The following is a 17,258-nucleotide window of genomic DNA, read 5'->3' on the forward strand; positions in this document are numbered from 1 at the left end:
GACAGCAAGTCCACAGGGACGGTCCAGCCAACTCACAGACAACGTGCGGATACTGGTGCGGTGAAGAAAACAGCCCCCGAAGCGAAACTCCTGGTCGTCGACGACGAACCGAACATCCGCGAGCTCCTCTCGACCTCGCTCAGGTTCGCCGGCTTCGACGTCGTCGCCGCCGCCAACGGACGCGACGCGCTCGCAGCCGCCGAGACGCACAATCCCGATCTCGCCGTGCTCGACGTCATGCTGCCCGACATGGACGGATTCACCGTCACCCGCCGGCTGAGAGCTGCTGGCCGGCACTTCCCCGTCGTCTTCCTGACCGCCCGGGACGACACCGACGACAAGGTCACAGGGCTCACGGTCGGCGGTGACGACTACGTCACCAAGCCCTTCAGCCTCGACGAGGTCGTAGCCCGCATCCGCGCCGTCCTCCGCCGTACGCACCCCCTCGAGGACGACGACGCCGTGATCCGCGTCGACGACCTGGAACTCGACGACGACGCGCACGAGGTGCGGCGCGGCGGGGAGGTCATCGACCTCTCCCCCACCGAGTTCAAGCTCCTGCGCTACCTCATGATGAACCCCAACCGCGTGCTCTCGAAAGCGCAGATCCTGGATCACGTCTGGGAGTACGACTTCAACGGTGACGCCTCGATCGTGGAGTCCTACATCTCCTACCTGCGCCGGAAGATCGACAGGAACCCCGACGCCGTAGCCCTGATCCAGACCAAGCGTGGAGTGGGATACCTGCTCCGCACAGCCGACAAGCGGTAGCGCAGCACCTTGATCAAGCGCTGGAACGCGGCGTCCCTCCGCTCGCAGCTCGTCGCGATCATCATGCTCCTCATGATCGTCACGGTGGGCATCACGGGACTCGCGACGGTCTCCCTCCTGCGGGACGGCCTGATCGACCGGGTGGACGCCGACCTCCAGAACAACGCACGGGTCGTCGCTGCGGAGATCTACTCCGCCGAGCCGCAGGCCGACGGCGCCGTCCTGCGCTACTACGCGGCCGTGCTCGACCGGGACGGTACCAAGCTCGTGGCGAACCAGTCCGAGGACGCGGAGGACATCCCCGACCTCGACGGCATCACGCAGCAACGCATCATGGACCTCGACGGCGACGGTTTCGATGTGGCCAGCACCGACGCGGACAGCCAGGGATGGCGCGTGCGGATCTTCCGTTTCGCCAACACGGAGGGCTACCTCGCCATCGGCTCCCGGCTCAACACCGTCAACGAGTCGCTGCAGGAAGCCGGCGAGACCATCTTCACCTCCGGCCTGATCACCACGGCGCTCGCCTCGCTCATCGCGTTCGTCGCGGTGACCCGTCAGTTCGCACCCCTCGCCCGGGTGGAACGTACGGCGGCTGCCATCGCCGCGGGCGACCTCTCCCGCCGTGTCGCCGTCGAACGGCCCTCCACGGAGATCGGGCGACTGTCGCGGTCCCTCAACGCGATGCTCGCGCACATCGAACGCGCGTTCGCCGCTCGCACGACATCGGAGACGAAGATGCGGCGCTTCGTGGCGGACGCCTCGCACGAGCTGAGGACACCGCTCGTGACGATCCGCGGCTACTCCGAGCTCTACCGGCACGGCGCCCTGCAGAAGGAGGAGGATGTCGCCGCAGCCATGGGCAGGATCGAGAGCGAAGCGGTACGCATGGGTCAACTGGTCGAGGACCTCCTGACCCTCGCACGGATCGACGAGCAGCGTCCCCTCGAGGTCAGGCCCGTGGACCTCATGGTGCTCGGCCATGACGCCGCCTTCGACGCGCGGGCCACGGCACCGGACAGGCCCATCACCGTCATCGGGCTCGACGGCGGCCACCCGCGCTCGGCACCCACCAGGGGCGACGAAGCACGCCTGCGCCAGGTCGTCGCCAACCTCCTGACCAACGCCCTCCGCTACACGCCCGAGGGGACGCCGATCGAGATCGCGATCGGCGTCGCGCCCGTCCTGCACGGTCACAGCGACGCCGTCCTCGAAGTACGGGACCACGGCCCGGGGATCTCGGAGGACGACGCCGCCAAGGTCTTCGAACGCTTCTACCGGGCCGACACGTCCCGGCACCGGGAGACGGGCGGCACGGGACTCGGTCTCGCCATCGTGGCGGCACTGGTCGCCCAGCACGACGGCTCCGTGCGGCTCGAGGAGACCCCGGGCGGCGGGGCGACGCTGTCCATCCGGCTGCCGTACGTGCCGGGCGAGGACCAGGCCGACGACGGCCGTTCCGCCGACGAGGCGATCGACCAGGAGCACGCCTACTCGAACGGCATCACTCCTCCCCAGGCACCCTCGACGAAGCCCGTTGTCCACAAAGACCGCGACACCCGCTGACAGCTCTTTCCCGTGCCCTAGCGTCGGACGCGTCAGGGAAACGCGAGCACACGGGAGTACAGCAATGGCATTCTTCAACGTCGACACCGACAGCCTGGCGGCCAAAAGCAGCGAGGTCCGGGGCACCATCATGAGGCTGCGGGCGGAGGTCGATTCCATGCAGGCCGGCCTGCGCGAGCTCGAGGGCCTCTGGACGGGTCAGGCCGCCACCAATTTCCAGCAGCTGATCCTGCAGTGGCGGGCCACCCAGCAGCAGGTCGAGGAGTCCCTCACCGGCATCAACGAAGCCCTCGATGTCGCCACCCAGCAGTACGCCGACGCCGAACTGAGCAACGCCCGCATGTTCCTGGGCTGATGTTCGAAGGCCGACAGGCCGACAGGTCGACGGGCGACCGGCAGGCGGCGCCGAGCCGGAGAGGGATCCTGCGGCACCGAGCCGCAGAAGGATCCTGCGTCACCGGCCCGGCCGCAGAAGAATCCTGCGTCGCCATGCCGGCCGCAGAGGACGCCTGTGGTCCCCGTCCCGGCCCCGGACGCCGAAAGGGCGGCACCCCCGTCGGGAGTGCCGCCCTTCTCGTACCGGATCGGCGGGTGGTGCCGGTGGGGCTAGAAGCCGCCCATACCGCCCATGCCGCCCATGTCGTCGCCGCCGCCGGCAGGAGCTGCCTTCTCCGGCTTGTCGGCCACGACGGCCTCGGTGGTGAGGAACAGGCCCGCGATCGACGCCGCGTTCTGCAGCGCCGAACGGGTGACCTTCACGGGATCGTTGATGCCGGCGGCGAGGAGGTCCTCGTACACACCGGTGGCCGCGTTGAGGCCGTGGCCCGAGGGCAGGCCGCGGACCTTGTCGACGACGACGCCGGGCTCGAGGCCGGCGTTGAAGGCGATCTGCTTCAGCGGTGCGTCGATGGCGACGCGGACGATGTTCGCGCCCGTGGCCTCGTCACCCGTGAGCTCGAGGTTGGCGAACGCCTTGGCGCCGGCCTGGATCAACGCTACGCCGCCTCCGGCGACGATGCCTTCCTCGACAGCCGCCTTCGCGTTGCGGACGGCGTCCTCGATACGGTGCTTGCGCTCCTTGAGTTCGACCTCCGTGGCCGCGCCGGCCTTGATGACTGCGACACCGCCGGCCAGCTTGGCCAGGCGCTCCTGCAGCTTCTCGCGGTCGTAGTCGGAATCGGAGTTCTCGATCTCGGCGCGGATCTGGGCCACGCGACCGGCGATGGCGTCGGCGTCGCCGGCTCCTTCGACGATCGTGGTCTCGTCCTTGGTCACGACGACCTTGCGGGCGGTGCCGAGCAGGTCGAGGGTGGCGGTCTCGAGCTTGAGGCCCACTTCCTCGGCGATGACCTGGCCACCGGTGAGGATGGCGATGTCGGCGAGCTGCGCCTTGCGGCGGTCACCGAAGCCCGGAGCCTTCACGGCGACGGACTTGAAGGTGCCGCGGATCTTGTTGACCACGAGGGTCGCGAGGGCTTCGCCTTCGACGTCCTCGGCGATGATCAGCAGCGGCTTGCCGGACTGCATGACCTTCTCGAGGACGGCGACGAGATCCTTGACGTTGCTGATCTTCGAGTTGACGATCAGGATGTAGGGATCCTCGAGCACCGTCTCCTGGCGCTCGGCGTCGGTGACGAAGTACCCCGAGATGTAGCCCTTGTCGAAGCGCATGCCCTCGGTGAGTTCCAGCTCGAGGCCGAAGGTGTTCGACTCCTCGACGGTGATGACGCCTTCCTTGCCCACCTTGTCGAGGGCTTCGGCGATCAGCTCACCGATCTGCGTGTCACCGGCGGAGATGGACGCGGTAGCAGCGATCTGCTCCTTCGTCTCGATCTCCTTGGCGGAGGCGATCAGCTCATCGGTGACGGCCTTGACGGCCTTCTCGATGCCGCGCTTCAGGCTCAGCGGGTCGGCTCCGGCCGCGACGTTGCGCAGGCCTTCCTTGACGAGGGCCTGGGCGAGCACGGTGGCGGTGGTGGTGCCGTCGCCTGCGACGTCGTCCGTCTTCTTGGCGACCTCCTTGACGAGCTCCGCGCCGATCTTCTCGAACGGATCGTCGAGTTCGATCTCCTTGGCGATGGATACGCCGTCGTTCGTGATGGTGGGGGCACCCCACTTCTTCTCGAGCACGACGTTACGGCCACGGGGGCCGAGCGTTACCTTGACGGCATCGGCGAGGATGTTGAGGCCTCGCTCGAGGCCGCGACGGGCCTCTTCATCAAAAGAAATGATCTTGGCCATAACGGCTTAGGTCCTTTCGGGACGGTTGCATCTGAAGCACTTGAATGCTCTGCCTGTGTGCGGTGCCCGCGACGGCCGGACGGCGCCTGGACGATCTCTTTCACGTCCCGAGCGCCACCCCCACCACAGAGGTTTGCCTGCTTCACTCGTCGCGCCCAGATCTAGCAGTCTGCGCGCGTGAGTGCCAACTCAATAATTAGCACTCTCACCCCGCGAGTGCAAGCCGCCCGGTCCGCTCCGGGACCCTCGTGGCGGTACCGGGAACGACCGCTTCCGGGGCGTGGCGCACCGGGCGTCGAAGGCATAGGTTGGGCCTACATCGAGCGAGGGGGAGCACAGTGTCGTCGCCAGCAACCGGCCCCGAAGGCCAGTCCGACGGGCAGGAACCAGCAGCCGAGGCCCGGGACGGGAACCCCTACGACCCTGGACAGGACGCCCCGGGCGGCTCGGAGAAGGGCGCACCTCCGGGTACCGCGCAGGTCGGCGATATCCCGTCCTCGCCCCGTCCACCCGTCACCGGGCCGTCCACGCCCCCGGCGGGCGAGGACCCGTACTCGCAGCGACAGCCCCCGACTTCCCAGGCCGAGCGATCACCGGCCCGGACCCCCTACTCCCAGGGGCAGTACCCGCCGATGAACAGCGGTCAGGCTGCCTATGGACAGGCACCCCACGCGCAGTCCCCGCCCACCGAGCGCGGGTACAACCAGGACGGCTACCCGCAGGGCGGCTACCCGCAGGGCGGGTACGGCCAGCCGTACGTGCCCCAGAAGTCCCGCGTGATCGCCGGAGTCCTGGGAATCCTGGTCGGGTCCCTCGGCATCCACAGGTTCTACCTCGGCTACACGACGATCGGCGTCGTCCTGATCCTCCTGTCCACCGTGGGCGTCTTCTTCACCTTCGGGCTCAGCGCCATCGCGGCAGGCATCTGGGGACTCGTGGAGGGCATCCTGATCCTGGTCGGGTCCGGGCAGTTCCGGACGGATGCGCACGGCGTCCCCCTCAAGGACTGACGGTCCGGGCAGGTACACGACGGCCCGGCCCGCGCATGATCCGACGGCCGCCCGGCGCAGGGCGTGGACCGCGCCGGCGGCCTGCGGACCTCGCCGGCGACGCGGGCTCCAGAGCCCCCGCTCCATCGGGGGTGCGATGTCCGGCCCGACGACGGACCAGTGGGTGTCCCGGCCCCTACCGGACCGGGATGCCTACCGGTACTCCGGACCGAGCACCACCGAGATGTAGGGCGAGATCCCGGGGCTGTCCGTCAGGGTGCTGATACCGAGATCAGCCGCCACCGCTTCCGCAGCCGCACGCTGCTCCTCGCCGTTGTAGAAGACGGTTGAGGTCTCCAGCTGCACCCCCGCCCAGTTACCGGGCAACACCGACACCCAGCCCTCGGATGCCAACCGGGCCGCCGCCACGGACGCCAGTCCGGGAGAGCCCGTGCCGTTGAGGACGTTGACCGTCTGGCTCCGGTCGGGATCACCGGCGTCTGCTGTCGACGTCGCCCCCGCGTCCGGTTCACCGCTCCCCTGGCCACCGACGCCGGGCCCGGTCGCGTCGCTGGATGGCTTGTCCTCCTGCGTGGGGGCCGCAGCGGGTGCGCCGGTCGACAGGCCGGCGGTAGCGCCGTCACCTCCACCGGTGAAGCCCAGCCGTGGAAGGAGGAAGTACGCGCCCAGACCGATCAGGAGGGCGAGCACCCCCACTATGATCTTGAGCCCGAGGCCCCCTGACCCTGCCGGGATGAGCCGTTCGCGGTGGACCCCCTGGCGCGCGGAGACCTCCGGGACCCTGTCGAACTCGTCCCGTGGGTGATCAGTCATGGATGAGGTCGTCCTTCGCTCATGGTCCTTCGATCGGACGGATCAGATGTCCGCACCGAGACGGCGGGCTGACCGGGCCTTCTGGCGGGTGGACCGCAGGCGCCTCAGCCGCTTCACGAGCATGGGGTCGTGGGCGAGGGCTGCCTCGGTGTCGATCAGCGCGTTGAGCACCTGGTAGTAGTGCGTGGCGGACATGTTGAACAGGTCGCGGATCGCCTGCTCCTTCGCCCCGGAGTACTTCCACCATTCGCGCTCGAGGGCGAGCATCCGCTGTTCGCGGTCACCCAGGGCCGGCTTCGCATCCTGCCGTGGCAGGTCGTCCGCGTGCCCGTCCGGCTCGGCCATCGCGCCACCGCCTTCCCTCTACCGGCACAACTGTCATCCCATGGTAGAGGGGAATTACACGCGTGTCATTCCGCCGGTGGCCCCGGGAGGGAGGCGCGAGAATGGGGCCATGACCCACGACGACGGCGCCCTCTTCGACCTTCCCGACACCCTCCCCCGCAGCAGTCCGACCAGCGGTCGCGGGGTCCGGACGAGGGTCGGGGCCGCGGTCCCCTCACCCAGTGCCTCCGCCTTCCCGTTCGCGGCGCCGGCAGATGTCGGCGACCTCCTGCCTGCGGATTGGGCAACAGCGCTGAAACCTGTCGAACCAGTCCTCCACCAGCTCGCGGACTCCCTCGGGGCGGACCTCGATCGGGGGCGCCAGGTGCTGCCCGATCCCCCCTTCATCCTGCGGGCCTTCACCACACCGCTGGACCGCGTCCGGGTGGTCATCGTGGGGCAGGACCCGTACCCGACGGTCGGGCACGCCGTCGGGCTGAGCTTCGCCGTCGACCCGGCCACACGTCCCATCCCGCGCAGTCTGGCCAACATCTACCGGGAGCTGGCCTCGGACACGGGTTCCGCACCTCCCGCGACGGGCGACCTGTCCGGCTGGGCGGAGCAGGGTGTCCTCCTGCTCAACCGGGTCCTGACGGTCCGCGCCGGGGAGACCGCCTCGCACCGCGGGCTCGGGTGGGAGGCTGTGACCGACGCGGCCATCCAGGCACTCGTGGCCAGGGGCGGCCCCCTCGTGGCCATCCTGTGGGGCAAGGACGCCCTGCGCCTCAAGCCGCTGCTGGGCACGACGCCGACCGTCGAGTCGGCACACCCGAGCCCGCTCTCCGCCTCCCGCGGGTTCTTCGGCTCACGACCGTTCAGCCGCGTGAACGAGCTCCTGGCGCAGCAGGGCGCCGACCCGATCGACTGGTCGCACACCTCGGCAGTCCGGACCGGCGCCTGATCGGCGCCGGTCGCTCAGCCCGGTCGCTCAGCCCGGCGAAGAACCTCGCCGGGAACCGTCTACCGCCGACGGTTCCGCTGCCGCTCGTCGGAGCTGAGCTTCCTCGTGAAAGGCCGGGCCAGGTTGTCGCCGAGCACGACCCCCGCCGCGATCGCCAGGACGATGGTCAGGGCGTTGAACAGGCCGAATGCGCCGTCGTTCGCCACGCCGGAGTCGATGGTGAGCATGTACATCGACCGGAAGATGGTCAGTCCTGGGTACAGGAAGAGCACCGCCGGGATGGCGACGACCAGCTGCGGAGCTCCGAGTCGGAGGGCGACGACCCGCGCGAGAGCGCCGATCAGGATGGCGGCGAGGGCGGGGGCGAGCCGGTACCCGACACCCGCGGCCATGACGCCGATCAGCAGCAGGTAACCCGCCACGGCGACGAGCGAGGTGGGGATCACGAGCCTCACGTCCGTCTGCTCGGCGATACAGATCATGGCCACCGCCACGAAGACGAGTACGGCGACCACCGGCCACGGGTACGGGTTCCCCGGCGATTCGAGGACCTCGAGTTCAGGGATCCCGAGAGCTGCCCCGGCGACGAGCGCGACGGCGATTCCCGCCACCAGCGCGGCGAAGACGAGGATCGCCGAGAGGAAGCGTCCGGCGGCCGTGACCGGGAAACCGTTGATGGCGTCCTGGGTCGCCGACACGAGCCGGCCCGTGGGCAGGAGCAGGAGGATCCCTCCCACCACCACGAGCGCCGGTGCGATCGGCACCTCCAGCCACCAGAACAGCATCGCGATCAGGGTGACGAGCGCCGACGACGTGGCGACGGAGAAGAACTCCGGCACGCGCCATTCACCGAGCTTGCGGCTGACCAGGTCCACGAGGATGCAGCTGACGAACCCGACGAGCGACCCCAGCGGGCCTCCACCGACGAACGCGACGATGGCTGCCGAGAAGATGCCGAACGCCGCCGTGACCATCCAGCGCGGGAAGGGCTTGGGCCGGTGGGTGATCTCGTCGAGCCGCTGGGCGGCCTCCGTCCGGGAGACCCCACCATCGGCGATGTCCGAGACGAGCCGATGGATGGCCGTGAGGCCGGCGTAGTTGTTCGTCCACGAGCGCACCACGCGCAGGACCGTCGTCGGCGTCTGGTCCTTGGCGGAGTAGTTGATCACCACCGACTGGTTGGTGATGTCCACCTCGATGTGGTCCAGCCCGAAGGCCGCGGTGACCGCGATGATGCTGGTCTCGACCTCGAGGGCTCCCGCACCGTACCGGAACATGGTCTCGGCCAGGTTGAGGGCGAAATCCAGGGCCTTGCGGGCGCTGGCGTCCGGCCCGCCGACGTGGATCATCGGGTTCGCGTAGGGGCTGCCGGCGAGCCGCTCGACGATGCTCATCGCCTGGGTCGGCGGCGCCTCCCCCTGCACGAGGCGCCTGAGCACGGTGCGGGCCGCCGCGTTGGGGCGGCTCGACGACGGCGCACTCAGGGGGGTGGTCGGCAGGGCGTCGGTGGGCCGGGGCGGACGCTGCCGCTGCCGGCCCTGGCGCGGGGTCCTCGGCTGCGACGCCGGGCGCTTCGGGAGGGCTTCCGGCCGGTCACCCTTCCCGACGCCGCCCCTGCCGGCCGCCAGCTTCGATTTCTCGTCGTCGGACGGATCGAACGGGCGCTTGATCACCGGCAGCGCCTCCGCCACGGGCGATGGATCGGGCGGCCAGGGGCCGTTCGCCGGGGTCGAACCGTCTTTCACAGCGGCCTTTCATCCGTCGATCCTGCGGCGGTCCGCGGGATCTTCCTCAGTAGAACGGTTGGTGCGTGCGCCGCCAGTACACCTGGCGCGCCACACGTTCGGCGATCGTGTTCCACACACGGTACTTCCAGCCGCTGACCACGAGGTCGTAGCAGCCGGCGAAGTCCGTCACCGTCTTGGTGAAGCTCGTCTTGAACAGTCCGAGTCCGTGGTGGGGGTGGTCCTTGTCCTTGAGCCGGTCGCTGGGCGGGGTGCCGCAGAAGTCGTACTCGACGATCCCGAACTCGTCCTTGAGATCGGTGATGGCCTGCCACTGCACGAGGTGCGAATCCCCGTACTGGGTCCGTCCGGGACGGGAGCCGCCGTCCTTGTACGTGCCCTTCGTCCCGTAGTTGATGACGAACGCGCCGACCGAGGGCTGCCCGTCCTCGTACACGAAGTAGAAGCGGCCCTGTCCGGCGTCCACGAAGTTCTGCCAGAAGCGGCTGTAGTACTCGAACGAGCGCATGCGGGCTGCGGAGCGGTCCTCGATGTGCGCCATGAGCGAATACATGGCCCGGAAGGTCTCCTCCGTCGGTTCCATGCGCCGGACCTCGACGCCCTCACGGATGGCCCTGCGGACCGCGTTGCGCCCGCGCGAGTGCAGGGTGCGCAGCAACTGGTTCGCCTCCGGCGTCGTGTCCAGGATCGCCGTGCTGTCGTTGGGCTGCAGGTTGAAGGTCTTGACGAGTCCTGCCGACTGCAGGGCCTCCCGCACCTCCGGGCCGTCCACGAGATCCGGTTCCACCTTGATCGCGAAGACGCGGTGCCCCTCCCGGCGGGCGAGGTCGGCGACGGCGCGCGCCGCCGCGGGCACATGGGCGGCCTCGGTGACCGCGGGGCCCTTGATCAGGTACCACAGCGCCCCGATCAGGGGCACCTTCTTCTCCAGGACGAGATTGTGGGTCGTGTAACCGGGCCCTTCGAGGACGACGAAGCGGGGCCTCCAGCCGTGGCGGGACTTCACCTCCGCGAACGCGGCGGAGGAGAGCATATTGCCTCCTCCGGGGTTCGCCGTCACGAGGGAATCCCAATCCTGCTGCTCCGTCCCGGTGGCGAAACGAGCGCTGAAGTCGACCAAGATTCCTCATTCACTGGTGGCGGCTACCGAAGGACGGCCTCAAGTCTAGCGGCTGCGCACTACCCCTCCGCGTTGCATGACGCACTGGTTGCCTGGGGGAACGGAGGTTCCTGTACTCGCCCGGTCCGGATGGCTAGCATCGGCGATATGGACTTCAGACACCTCGGAAACAGCGGCTTCAAGATCTCGGAGATCACCTACGGCAACTGGCTCACCCACGGCTCGCAGGTCGAGAACGACGTGGCGACACAATGTGTTCGCGCGGCGCTCGACGTCGGCATCACCACCTTCGACACGGCGGACGTGTACGCGAACACGGCGGCGGAGACCGTCCTCGGCGAGGCACTGAAGGGCGAGCGCCGCCAGTCGCTCGAGATCTTCACGAAGGTGTGGGGCCCCACGGGGCCCAAGGGTCACAACGACGTCGGACTGTCGCGCAAGCACATCATGGAGTCGATCGACGGCTCCCTCCAGCGCCTGCAGACCGACTACGTGGACCTGTACCAGGCACACCGGTACGACTACGCGACGCCCCTCGAGGAGACGATGCAGGCGTTCGCCGACATCGTGCGCCAGGGCAAGGCCCTCTACATCGGCGTCAGCGAGTGGACGGCACAGCAGATCCGCGACGGACATGCGCTCGCCAGGGACCTCGGCATCCAGCTCATCTCCAACCAGCCGCAGTACTCCATGCTGTGGCGCGTCATCGAGGGCGAGGTCGTCCCGACGTCCGAGGAGCTCGGGCTGTCCCAGATCGTCTGGTCACCCGTCGCCCAGGGAGTGCTGACCGGCAAGTACAAGCCGGGGCAGCAGCCCGACCAGGGCACGCGGGCCTCGGACGACAAGGGCGGCGCCGACATGATCAAGCGCTGGATGGGCGACGAGGTCCTCACGGGCGTCCAGAAGCTCGCACCCATCGCCGACGGCGTCGGCCTCACCATGGCGCAGCTCGCGATCGCCTGGGTGCTCCAGAACCCCAACGTCGCCTCGGCGATCATCGGCGCGTCGCGCCCCGAGCAGGTGGAGTCCAATGCGGCCGCCGCCGGCGTCAAGCTCGAGGACGACGTCCTGAAGGCGATCGACGACGCGATCGGCGGCCTCGCCGAGACGGACGTCGCGAAGACGGTCTCCCCCGAGAAGCGGCCCGCCTGATGGCCGGCCAGGCGACACCGCTGAATGTCGCGGTCACCGGATCCAACGGCAAGCTCGGCCGCAGCGTGGTGCGTGGCCTGCGCGAGGCAGGGCACACCGTCCTCGAACTCGACCAGTACGGCGAGCGCAGCCCCGAATTCCTGCGGATCGACCTGCGGGACTACGGCCAGGTGGTCGACGCCCTCCTCGGCGTGGACGACCGGCACACCGGGTTCGACGCCGTCGTGCACCTCGGAGCCATCCCGGCCCCCGGGCTGCAGGCAGACGTGGCCACCTTCCACAACAACATGGCGGCCACCTACAACGTCTTCCAGGCCTGCCGGCGTGCCGGGATCAAGCGGATCGTCTACGCGTCGAGCGAGACCGTCCTCGGGCTGCCGTTCGACACCCCGCCCCCGTACCTCCCCGTGGACGAGGACTACCCGGCACGGCCCGAGAGCACCTACTCCCTGGTCAAGCACCTCGAGGAGCAGCTGGCCATCGAGCTGACCCGCTGGGACCCCCAGCTGAGCATCACGGCGCTGAGGTTCTCGAACGTCATGGACCCGGAGGACTACGCCGAGTTCCCGTCCTTCGACGCCGACGCCACCACCCGCAAGTGGAACCTGTGGGGGTACATCGACGGACGCGACGGCGCCCAGGCCATCGCGAAGGCACTGGCGAACGCAGCCCCGGGCTTCGACCGTTTCATCATCGCCGCGGCGGACACGGTTATGTCGCGTGCGAGCGCCGATCTCGCGGCGGAGGTGTTCCCCGGCGTCGAGGTGACGCGGGACGTGACCGGCACCGAGACGCTCCTCTCGATCGACAGGGCGCGCCGCGTTCTGGGCTACGAGCCGCAGCACAGCTGGCGCGATTCGCTGTAGCACGGGCGGTCCCGGCGGGGCGGCGGCGTCGACTGTCGCCCCGCCTGGAACATCAGTAGGCTGATGATCGAACGATGCGCAGCACCGATGAAAGGCAGAGAAGATGACCGAGAACCTTCCCGACGAGGAACTGACCATCGTGGGTGAAGAGCCCGAGACGCCGAACGATTCGCTCGCACCCGAGGCCTTCGACCCTGTGCTCGACGGTCGGCCGGACGAGTACGAGGGGGCGGCGGAGAACGACCCGGACCGCTGGCAGGAGGACCCCCTCCTGCAGGACGAGCCGGGGGTGACCGGGACCGGCGGCGACGAGAACGGCGTCGCGGCGATCGGCGAGGAAGGCTACCTCAGCGACCAGACGCTCCGTGAGGAGACGTCCGAGGCGCGCTTCGAGCACGGGGACGAGCAGATCCCCCCGGGCGAACCCATGCTGGGCGTGGCCGCCGCCGACGTCGATTTCGGCATGATGGAGGACGACGAGGTCGACGCGAGCGACGATCCCGCGAACCGCGGCGGCTCCCCGCTGAGCGCGATGGACGAGCAGGACATCAGGTAGGCCGCCACCTGCCCTGAACCATCGGAGCCCCGGGCACCCTCCCGGGGCTCCGTCATGTCCCCTGGCGTCCCCGAGGTGACCCGCTACGCGCCTCGTGGAGGGCACCGGGCGCCGCCGGCGTCCCTTCGACCGCACAGTGTGCCGGGTGCTCGCTCTCCGGCACGGCGGGGTTCCGGATGGCGACGGCGGCGAGGACGCCGCCCAGCACCAGCATTCCGGCCCCGATCGCGCAGGCCGCGTCGAACCCGGCCTCGAACACGAGCGGATCGCTGTAGGCGTCGCCGGTCAGCCCCACGGCGGCCGGCAGGACGGCGATCGCGAGGAGGCCCGCCGCACGCGCCACGGCGTTGTTCACGCCCGAGGCCAGGCCCGCCTGGCGTTCCGGTACGGCGGACAGCGCCGCCGAGGTGAGGGGTGCCACGAGGAGCGACAGGCCCAGCCCGAGCACGATCACGGCCGGCAGGACGTCGGCGACGTAGGACGCCCCGGGCCCGATCCGCTGCATGAGGACCAGCGCCACGGCACACAGCAGCGGCCCGACCGTCATCGGGATCCTCGGCCCGATCCGCGCACCGAGCGCTCCCGCGCGGGGCGACAGGACGAGCATCAGGGCGGTGATCGGCAGCATCGCGGTCCCGGACCCCACCGGGCTGAAGCCCGCCACGACCTGGAGGTGCAGGACGAGCAGGAAGAAGATGCCGCCGAAGACGGCGTAGATGAGGAACGTGACGGCGTTCGCCGCACTGAACTGGCGGTTCGCGAAGATCTTCAGGGGAAGCATCGGGTGCGCGATGCGCCACTCCACGACGAGGAACGCCACGGCGGCGAGGAGGCCCAGGACCGCGGCCGCCAGGACGCCCGGGGCACCGGGACCCCGGGCGGGGGCCTCGATCAGTGCATAGGTGGTGCCGGCGAGGGCGAGGGCGCCGAGCACGGCACCCGCGACGTCGAGCCGACCGGTCGCGTCGGCGTCGCGGGTCTCCGGGACGTGCCGCCCGGCGATCCAGACGACGACGGCGGCGATCGGGACGTTGAGGAGGAACACCCAGCGCCAGGAGACGCTCTCGACGAGCCAGCCGCCCAGGAAGGGACCGATGGCGGTGGCCACTCCGCCGAGGCCCGACCAGGCGCCGATGGCCCGAGCACGGTCCTCGCCCGAGAACCCGGCCTGGAGGATCGCCAGGCTGCCCGGCGTGAGCAGCGCCCCTCCCACACCCTGGAGGGCGCGCGCCGCGATGAGCAGGCCGGCGTCGGGTGCAAGCCCGCACAGCAGGGAGGCGACGGCGAACCAGACGACGCCGGTGACGAAGATGCGCTTCCGCCCGAACCTGTCCCCCAGGGACCCGCCCAGCAGGATGAAGGAGGCGAGCGTCAGGGTGTAACCGGTCACCATCCACTGCAGGGCGGCGAAGTCGGCACCGAGATCGGACCCGATGGTCGGCAGCGCGACGTTCACCACCGTGGCGTCGATACCGGCCATACCGGAGCCCAGCACCGTCGCCAGGAGGACCCATCTGCCGGATGCCGTCCCCATGCGGATCTCACTCATCGCCCGCCCCTCACCCGTGCGCCACGTTCTCGCACCCTCCGCCATCCATACAGCCCATCGTCCCCGCCCACCGGACACGCCCCGCCCATCCGTCCTGCGCCCACAGACCACCCGTGCCGCGGGTCATCCGGGCGAGGCGGTCACGCACAGTGTGGCACCACCGCCGGGCGGGCGACATCCCCCTCCCGGAACGTGACCGGGGATCCGGCGGGCCGGCCTGCAACGCGTGACACGGCCCACACCCGGAATAGCCGTCGCTCCGGCCCGGTTACCGCCCAGTAGTAACCTCCCCCGGAAAGTAGGCCTCGTGAAGCTGTTCTCCCCTTTGACCCTCGGCACGCTCGAACTCCCCAACCGCGTCGTCATGGCGCCGCTCACCCGGGTGCGCTCGGGCGATGCCGGCATCCCCGGCGACATCGTCGTCGAGCACTACCGCCAGCGCGCCTCCCTCGGCCTGATCATCAGCGAGGGGACCTACCCCAGCCACGCCGGCCAGGGCTTCCCGGGTCAGCCGGGCCTCGTCGAGGACGAGCAGCTCGCGGGCTGGAAGCGGGTCACGGACGCGGTGCACGCGGACGGCGGGCGCATCGTGGCACAGGTCATGCATGCCGGCCGGGTCACCCACCCGGACACCAACGGCGGCCACGAGGTCGTGGCCCCGAGCGCCATCGCGATCGACGGCACCACGCGCACCGGAACGGGCAAGCGGCCCTATCCCGTGCCGCATGCCCTCACCGCCGAGGAACTCCCCGTCATCATCGAGGAGTTCGTCACGGCATCACGCAGGGCGATCGACGACGCGGGCTTCGACGGAGTGGAACTCCACGGCGCCAACGGCTACCTGCTGCACGAGTTCCTGTCGCCGGAATCGAACCAGCGGACGGATGCCTTCGGCGGCACTCCGGAGAAGCGGGCACAGTTCGTCATCGACCTCGTGACCGCCGTCGTGGCCGAGGTGGGCGCCGAGAAGGTCGGGCTGCGCATCTCGCCCGCCCACAACATCCAGGACGCCCTCGAGACGGAGGCCTCCGAGGTCGCCGCCACGTACGGGACACTCGTGGACGCCCTGTCGCCCCTGGGCCTCGCCTACCTCAGCGTGCTGCACGCCGACCCCACCGGCGAGCTGATCCAGGACCTGCGGAAGCGTTTCGGCGGACCCGTGCTGATCAACAGCGGGTTCGGCGTGATCACCAACCGTGAGGAAGCCATCGCCATCCTCGCGGACGGCGTCGGGGACGCGGTCGTCGTCGGCCGGCCCGCCATCGCCAACCCGGACCTGGCCCGTCGCTGGCGCGAGAACCTGCCGGAGAACGAGCCGAACCCGGCGACGTTCTACTCGACCGGGGCCGAGGGCTACACCGACTACCCGTTCTACGACGGCTCGGTCAACGCCAACTAGTCCCCCGCTCGCCAGCACCGAAGGAGGGCGCTCCCGTCAGGCGACGGGGGCGCCCTCGTGCGTCTCGTCCCTCTGCGGGGCGGCCGCACCGGGGCCACGACGGGACAGCCGGCCGCGCAGGCTGGGGTACTGCGCGACCGCAAGGGCGACCAGGAGCGCCACCGCGAGGTGGGTGTGGAGCATCAGCATGACTTCGGGCGAGTGCCCCTGGCCGGCGCCGGACCCGACCGGCACCTCCCCACCATGGTGCACCCCGGTGGCGGGAACCGTCGACGACGGCGCTGCCCCGAGGCCGCCGAACAGCCAGTGGAGCACCTGCTGTGCTGCACCGAGCAGCAGCAACACGGCCCAGCCGGGCAGCCGGGCCCGCGCCACGAGAGTGGCCGCCAGGACGGCGAGCGCCGCGAGGCCGCAGAGGATGGGGACACTCGGCAGCACACCGCCGGAGAGCGCATGCACAGCCGTTCCCAGGCCGAGGGACAGCAGCCCGACGCCTGCCGATCCCACGATCGGGAGGGCACGATCGACGGGTCGGGAGGCGGTCTCCCCTGCGGCTTCCATGGACTGATCGTAAGCATGCTGAAGACGCCGCGTCACGCCGACGGTGCGGGTTATGCTCGCGACGGCCGGTCCGTAGACTGACCGTAAGGGGGCTTATCTTCCCCTCAACCGAAAGGACGAGCGCATGTCAGAGAATCCCGGCGACCACGACCGCACCCATAGCGAGGCTCCCGCGGAAGGCGATACGGACGCCGCACCGGAGACCATCCGAGTGCACGCCGAAGATCCTGCCGAGGGCGCGGACTCCGACGACCAGGACGGCGGCTCGTAGAGCCACCCTCGCACCAGGCATCCACGGGCGCCGGCCTCGGGCCGGCGCCCGCACCTCCAGGGACCGGTGTCGACAGCGGGGTTCAGGGGCCGGGGTTCAGCGCGTACCCTCGACGACCTCGCCGAACGGGACCTCCTGCGACAGTTCGGCCTGCCGGTCCACGGTGTGGTCGCTGACCAGGATGCCGTACTTGCCTTCGGCGACGGACTGCTTCATGACCATCAAAACGGTCTCGGCGAAGTCCTCGTCCTGGGCCTCGAGGAAGGCGATGTAGGCGGGAGGGAGGTTCTCGGGAACGGTGAGCATGACCTCACGCTACCCGCCCCTACCCCTGGCTGCCGAGTGTTTTCGAA

At 69.7% G+C, this 17,258-nt stretch carries 18 protein-coding genes; 10 read left to right on the forward strand and 8 right to left on the reverse strand.

From position 1 onward, the window contains the following. Positions 1-60 precede the first annotated feature (60 nt). The 3 genes from CXQ97_RS11565 to CXQ97_RS11575 all read left to right on the forward strand — a co-directional run bounded on the left by CXQ97_RS11565 (position 61) and on the right by CXQ97_RS11575 (position 2,692). Positions 61-771, forward strand: a complete 711-nt coding sequence (locus CXQ97_RS11565; protein ID WP_104181012.1) for a response regulator transcription factor — start codon at positions 61-63, stop codon at positions 769-771. Between the two features lie 9 nt (positions 772-780). Then, positions 781-2,337, forward strand: a complete 1,557-nt coding sequence (locus tag CXQ97_RS11570; RefSeq protein ID WP_258062511.1) for a cell wall metabolism sensor histidine kinase WalK — start codon at positions 781-783, stop codon at positions 2,335-2,337. 64 nt (positions 2,338-2,401) lie between these two features. Beyond that, on the forward strand, positions 2,402-2,692 hold the full coding sequence (locus CXQ97_RS11575; RefSeq protein ID WP_104181013.1) for a WXG100 family type VII secretion target: 291 nt from the start codon (positions 2,402-2,404) through the stop codon (positions 2,690-2,692). 251 nt (positions 2,693-2,943) lie between these two features. Here the strand turns inward: CXQ97_RS11575 and groL are convergent, their stop codons facing one another. Beyond that, positions 2,944-4,578: a chaperonin GroEL gene (gene groL / locus CXQ97_RS11580; RefSeq protein WP_104181014.1), complete on the reverse strand. Its 1,635-nt coding sequence runs from the start codon at positions 4,576-4,578 to the stop codon at positions 2,944-2,946. Between the two features lie 338 nt (positions 4,579-4,916). Between groL and CXQ97_RS19520 the strand changes: the two genes are divergently transcribed. After that, a complete protein-coding gene (locus CXQ97_RS19520; RefSeq protein ID WP_146069636.1) occupies positions 4,917-5,588 on the forward strand; it encodes a TM2 domain-containing protein in 672 nt (223 codons plus the stop codon). 192 nt (positions 5,589-5,780) lie between these two features. Here CXQ97_RS19520 and CXQ97_RS11590 read toward each other — a convergent pair whose 3' ends face one another. Both CXQ97_RS11590 and CXQ97_RS11595 read right to left on the reverse strand, forming a co-directional pair. Next, positions 5,781-6,401 carry a LytR C-terminal domain-containing protein gene (locus CXQ97_RS11590; RefSeq protein ID WP_104181016.1) on the reverse strand — a complete coding sequence of 207 codons (621 nt, stop codon included), beginning with the start codon at positions 6,399-6,401 and terminating at the stop codon, positions 5,781-5,783. Between the two features lie 42 nt (positions 6,402-6,443). After that, on the reverse strand, positions 6,444-6,746 hold the full coding sequence (locus tag CXQ97_RS11595; protein ID WP_104181017.1) for a DUF3263 domain-containing protein: 303 nt from the start codon (positions 6,744-6,746) through the stop codon (positions 6,444-6,446). 109 nt (positions 6,747-6,855) lie between these two features. Here CXQ97_RS11595 and CXQ97_RS11600 point away from each other — a divergent pair, with 109 nt between their 5' ends. Further along, on the forward strand, positions 6,856-7,686 hold the full coding sequence (locus CXQ97_RS11600; protein WP_104181018.1) for a uracil-DNA glycosylase: 831 nt from the start codon (positions 6,856-6,858) through the stop codon (positions 7,684-7,686). 59 nt (positions 7,687-7,745) lie between these two features. Here CXQ97_RS11600 and CXQ97_RS11605 read toward each other — a convergent pair whose 3' ends face one another. Both CXQ97_RS11605 and CXQ97_RS11610 read right to left on the reverse strand, forming a co-directional pair. Beyond that, a complete protein-coding gene (locus CXQ97_RS11605) occupies positions 7,746-9,185 on the reverse strand; it encodes a threonine/serine exporter ThrE family protein (protein WP_258062516.1) in 1,440 nt (479 codons plus the stop codon). 292 nt (positions 9,186-9,477) lie between these two features. Next, on the reverse strand, positions 9,478-10,551 hold the full coding sequence (locus tag CXQ97_RS11610) for a peptidoglycan bridge formation glycyltransferase FemA/FemB family protein (RefSeq protein ID WP_104181019.1): 1,074 nt from the start codon (positions 10,549-10,551) through the stop codon (positions 9,478-9,480). Between the two features lie 147 nt (positions 10,552-10,698). On the opposite strand from CXQ97_RS11610, the gene CXQ97_RS11615 reads away from it, so the two are divergent. The 3 genes from CXQ97_RS11615 to CXQ97_RS11625 all read left to right on the forward strand — a co-directional run bounded on the left by CXQ97_RS11615 (position 10,699) and on the right by CXQ97_RS11625 (position 13,125). Beyond that, the gene (locus CXQ97_RS11615) at positions 10,699-11,703 is read left to right on the forward strand and encodes an aldo/keto reductase family protein (protein ID WP_104181020.1); all 1,005 of its coding nucleotides are present in this window, start codon (positions 10,699-10,701) and stop codon (positions 11,701-11,703) included. A gap of 20 nt (positions 11,704-11,723) precedes the next feature. Next, entirely contained in the window at positions 11,724-12,569 is an 846-nt protein-coding gene (locus CXQ97_RS11620) for an NAD(P)-dependent oxidoreductase (protein WP_104181062.1), read from the forward strand. Between the two features lie 103 nt (positions 12,570-12,672). Continuing rightward, on the forward strand, positions 12,673-13,125 hold the full coding sequence (locus tag CXQ97_RS11625; RefSeq protein ID WP_104181021.1) for a hypothetical protein: 453 nt from the start codon (positions 12,673-12,675) through the stop codon (positions 13,123-13,125). Positions 13,126-13,177: 52 nt separating this feature from the next. On the opposite strand, the gene CXQ97_RS11630 is transcribed toward CXQ97_RS11625, so the two are convergent. Beyond that, entirely contained in the window at positions 13,178-14,674 is a 1,497-nt protein-coding gene (locus tag CXQ97_RS11630) for an MFS transporter (protein ID WP_104181022.1), read from the reverse strand. A gap of 307 nt (positions 14,675-14,981) precedes the next feature. On the opposite strand from CXQ97_RS11630, the gene CXQ97_RS11635 reads away from it, so the two are divergent. Then, the gene (locus CXQ97_RS11635) at positions 14,982-16,073 is read left to right on the forward strand and encodes an alkene reductase (protein WP_104181023.1); all 1,092 of its coding nucleotides are present in this window, start codon (positions 14,982-14,984) and stop codon (positions 16,071-16,073) included. Between the two features lie 36 nt (positions 16,074-16,109). On the opposite strand, the gene CXQ97_RS11640 is transcribed toward CXQ97_RS11635, so the two are convergent. Beyond that, on the reverse strand, positions 16,110-16,634 hold the full coding sequence (locus tag CXQ97_RS11640; RefSeq protein WP_104181024.1) for a hypothetical protein: 525 nt from the start codon (positions 16,632-16,634) through the stop codon (positions 16,110-16,112). A 124-nt stretch (positions 16,635-16,758) separates the two neighbouring features. On the opposite strand from CXQ97_RS11640, the gene CXQ97_RS19860 reads away from it, so the two are divergent. Further along, positions 16,759-16,905 (forward strand): hypothetical protein, encoded by a 147-nt coding sequence (locus tag CXQ97_RS19860; protein ID WP_181035053.1) that lies wholly within the window; start codon positions 16,759-16,761, stop codon positions 16,903-16,905. 96 nt (positions 16,906-17,001) lie between these two features. Here CXQ97_RS19860 and CXQ97_RS11645 read toward each other — a convergent pair whose 3' ends face one another. Further along, positions 17,002-17,211, reverse strand: coding sequence for a hypothetical protein (locus CXQ97_RS11645; protein WP_104181025.1), 210 nt, complete (start codon positions 17,209-17,211; stop codon positions 17,002-17,004). Positions 17,212-17,258: the final 47 nt, after the last annotated feature.

Origin of the sequence: Arthrobacter sp. B0490 (assembly GCF_002929355.1) — a bacterium.
Classification (GTDB): domain Bacteria; phylum Actinomycetota; class Actinomycetes; order Actinomycetales; family Micrococcaceae; genus Arthrobacter_D.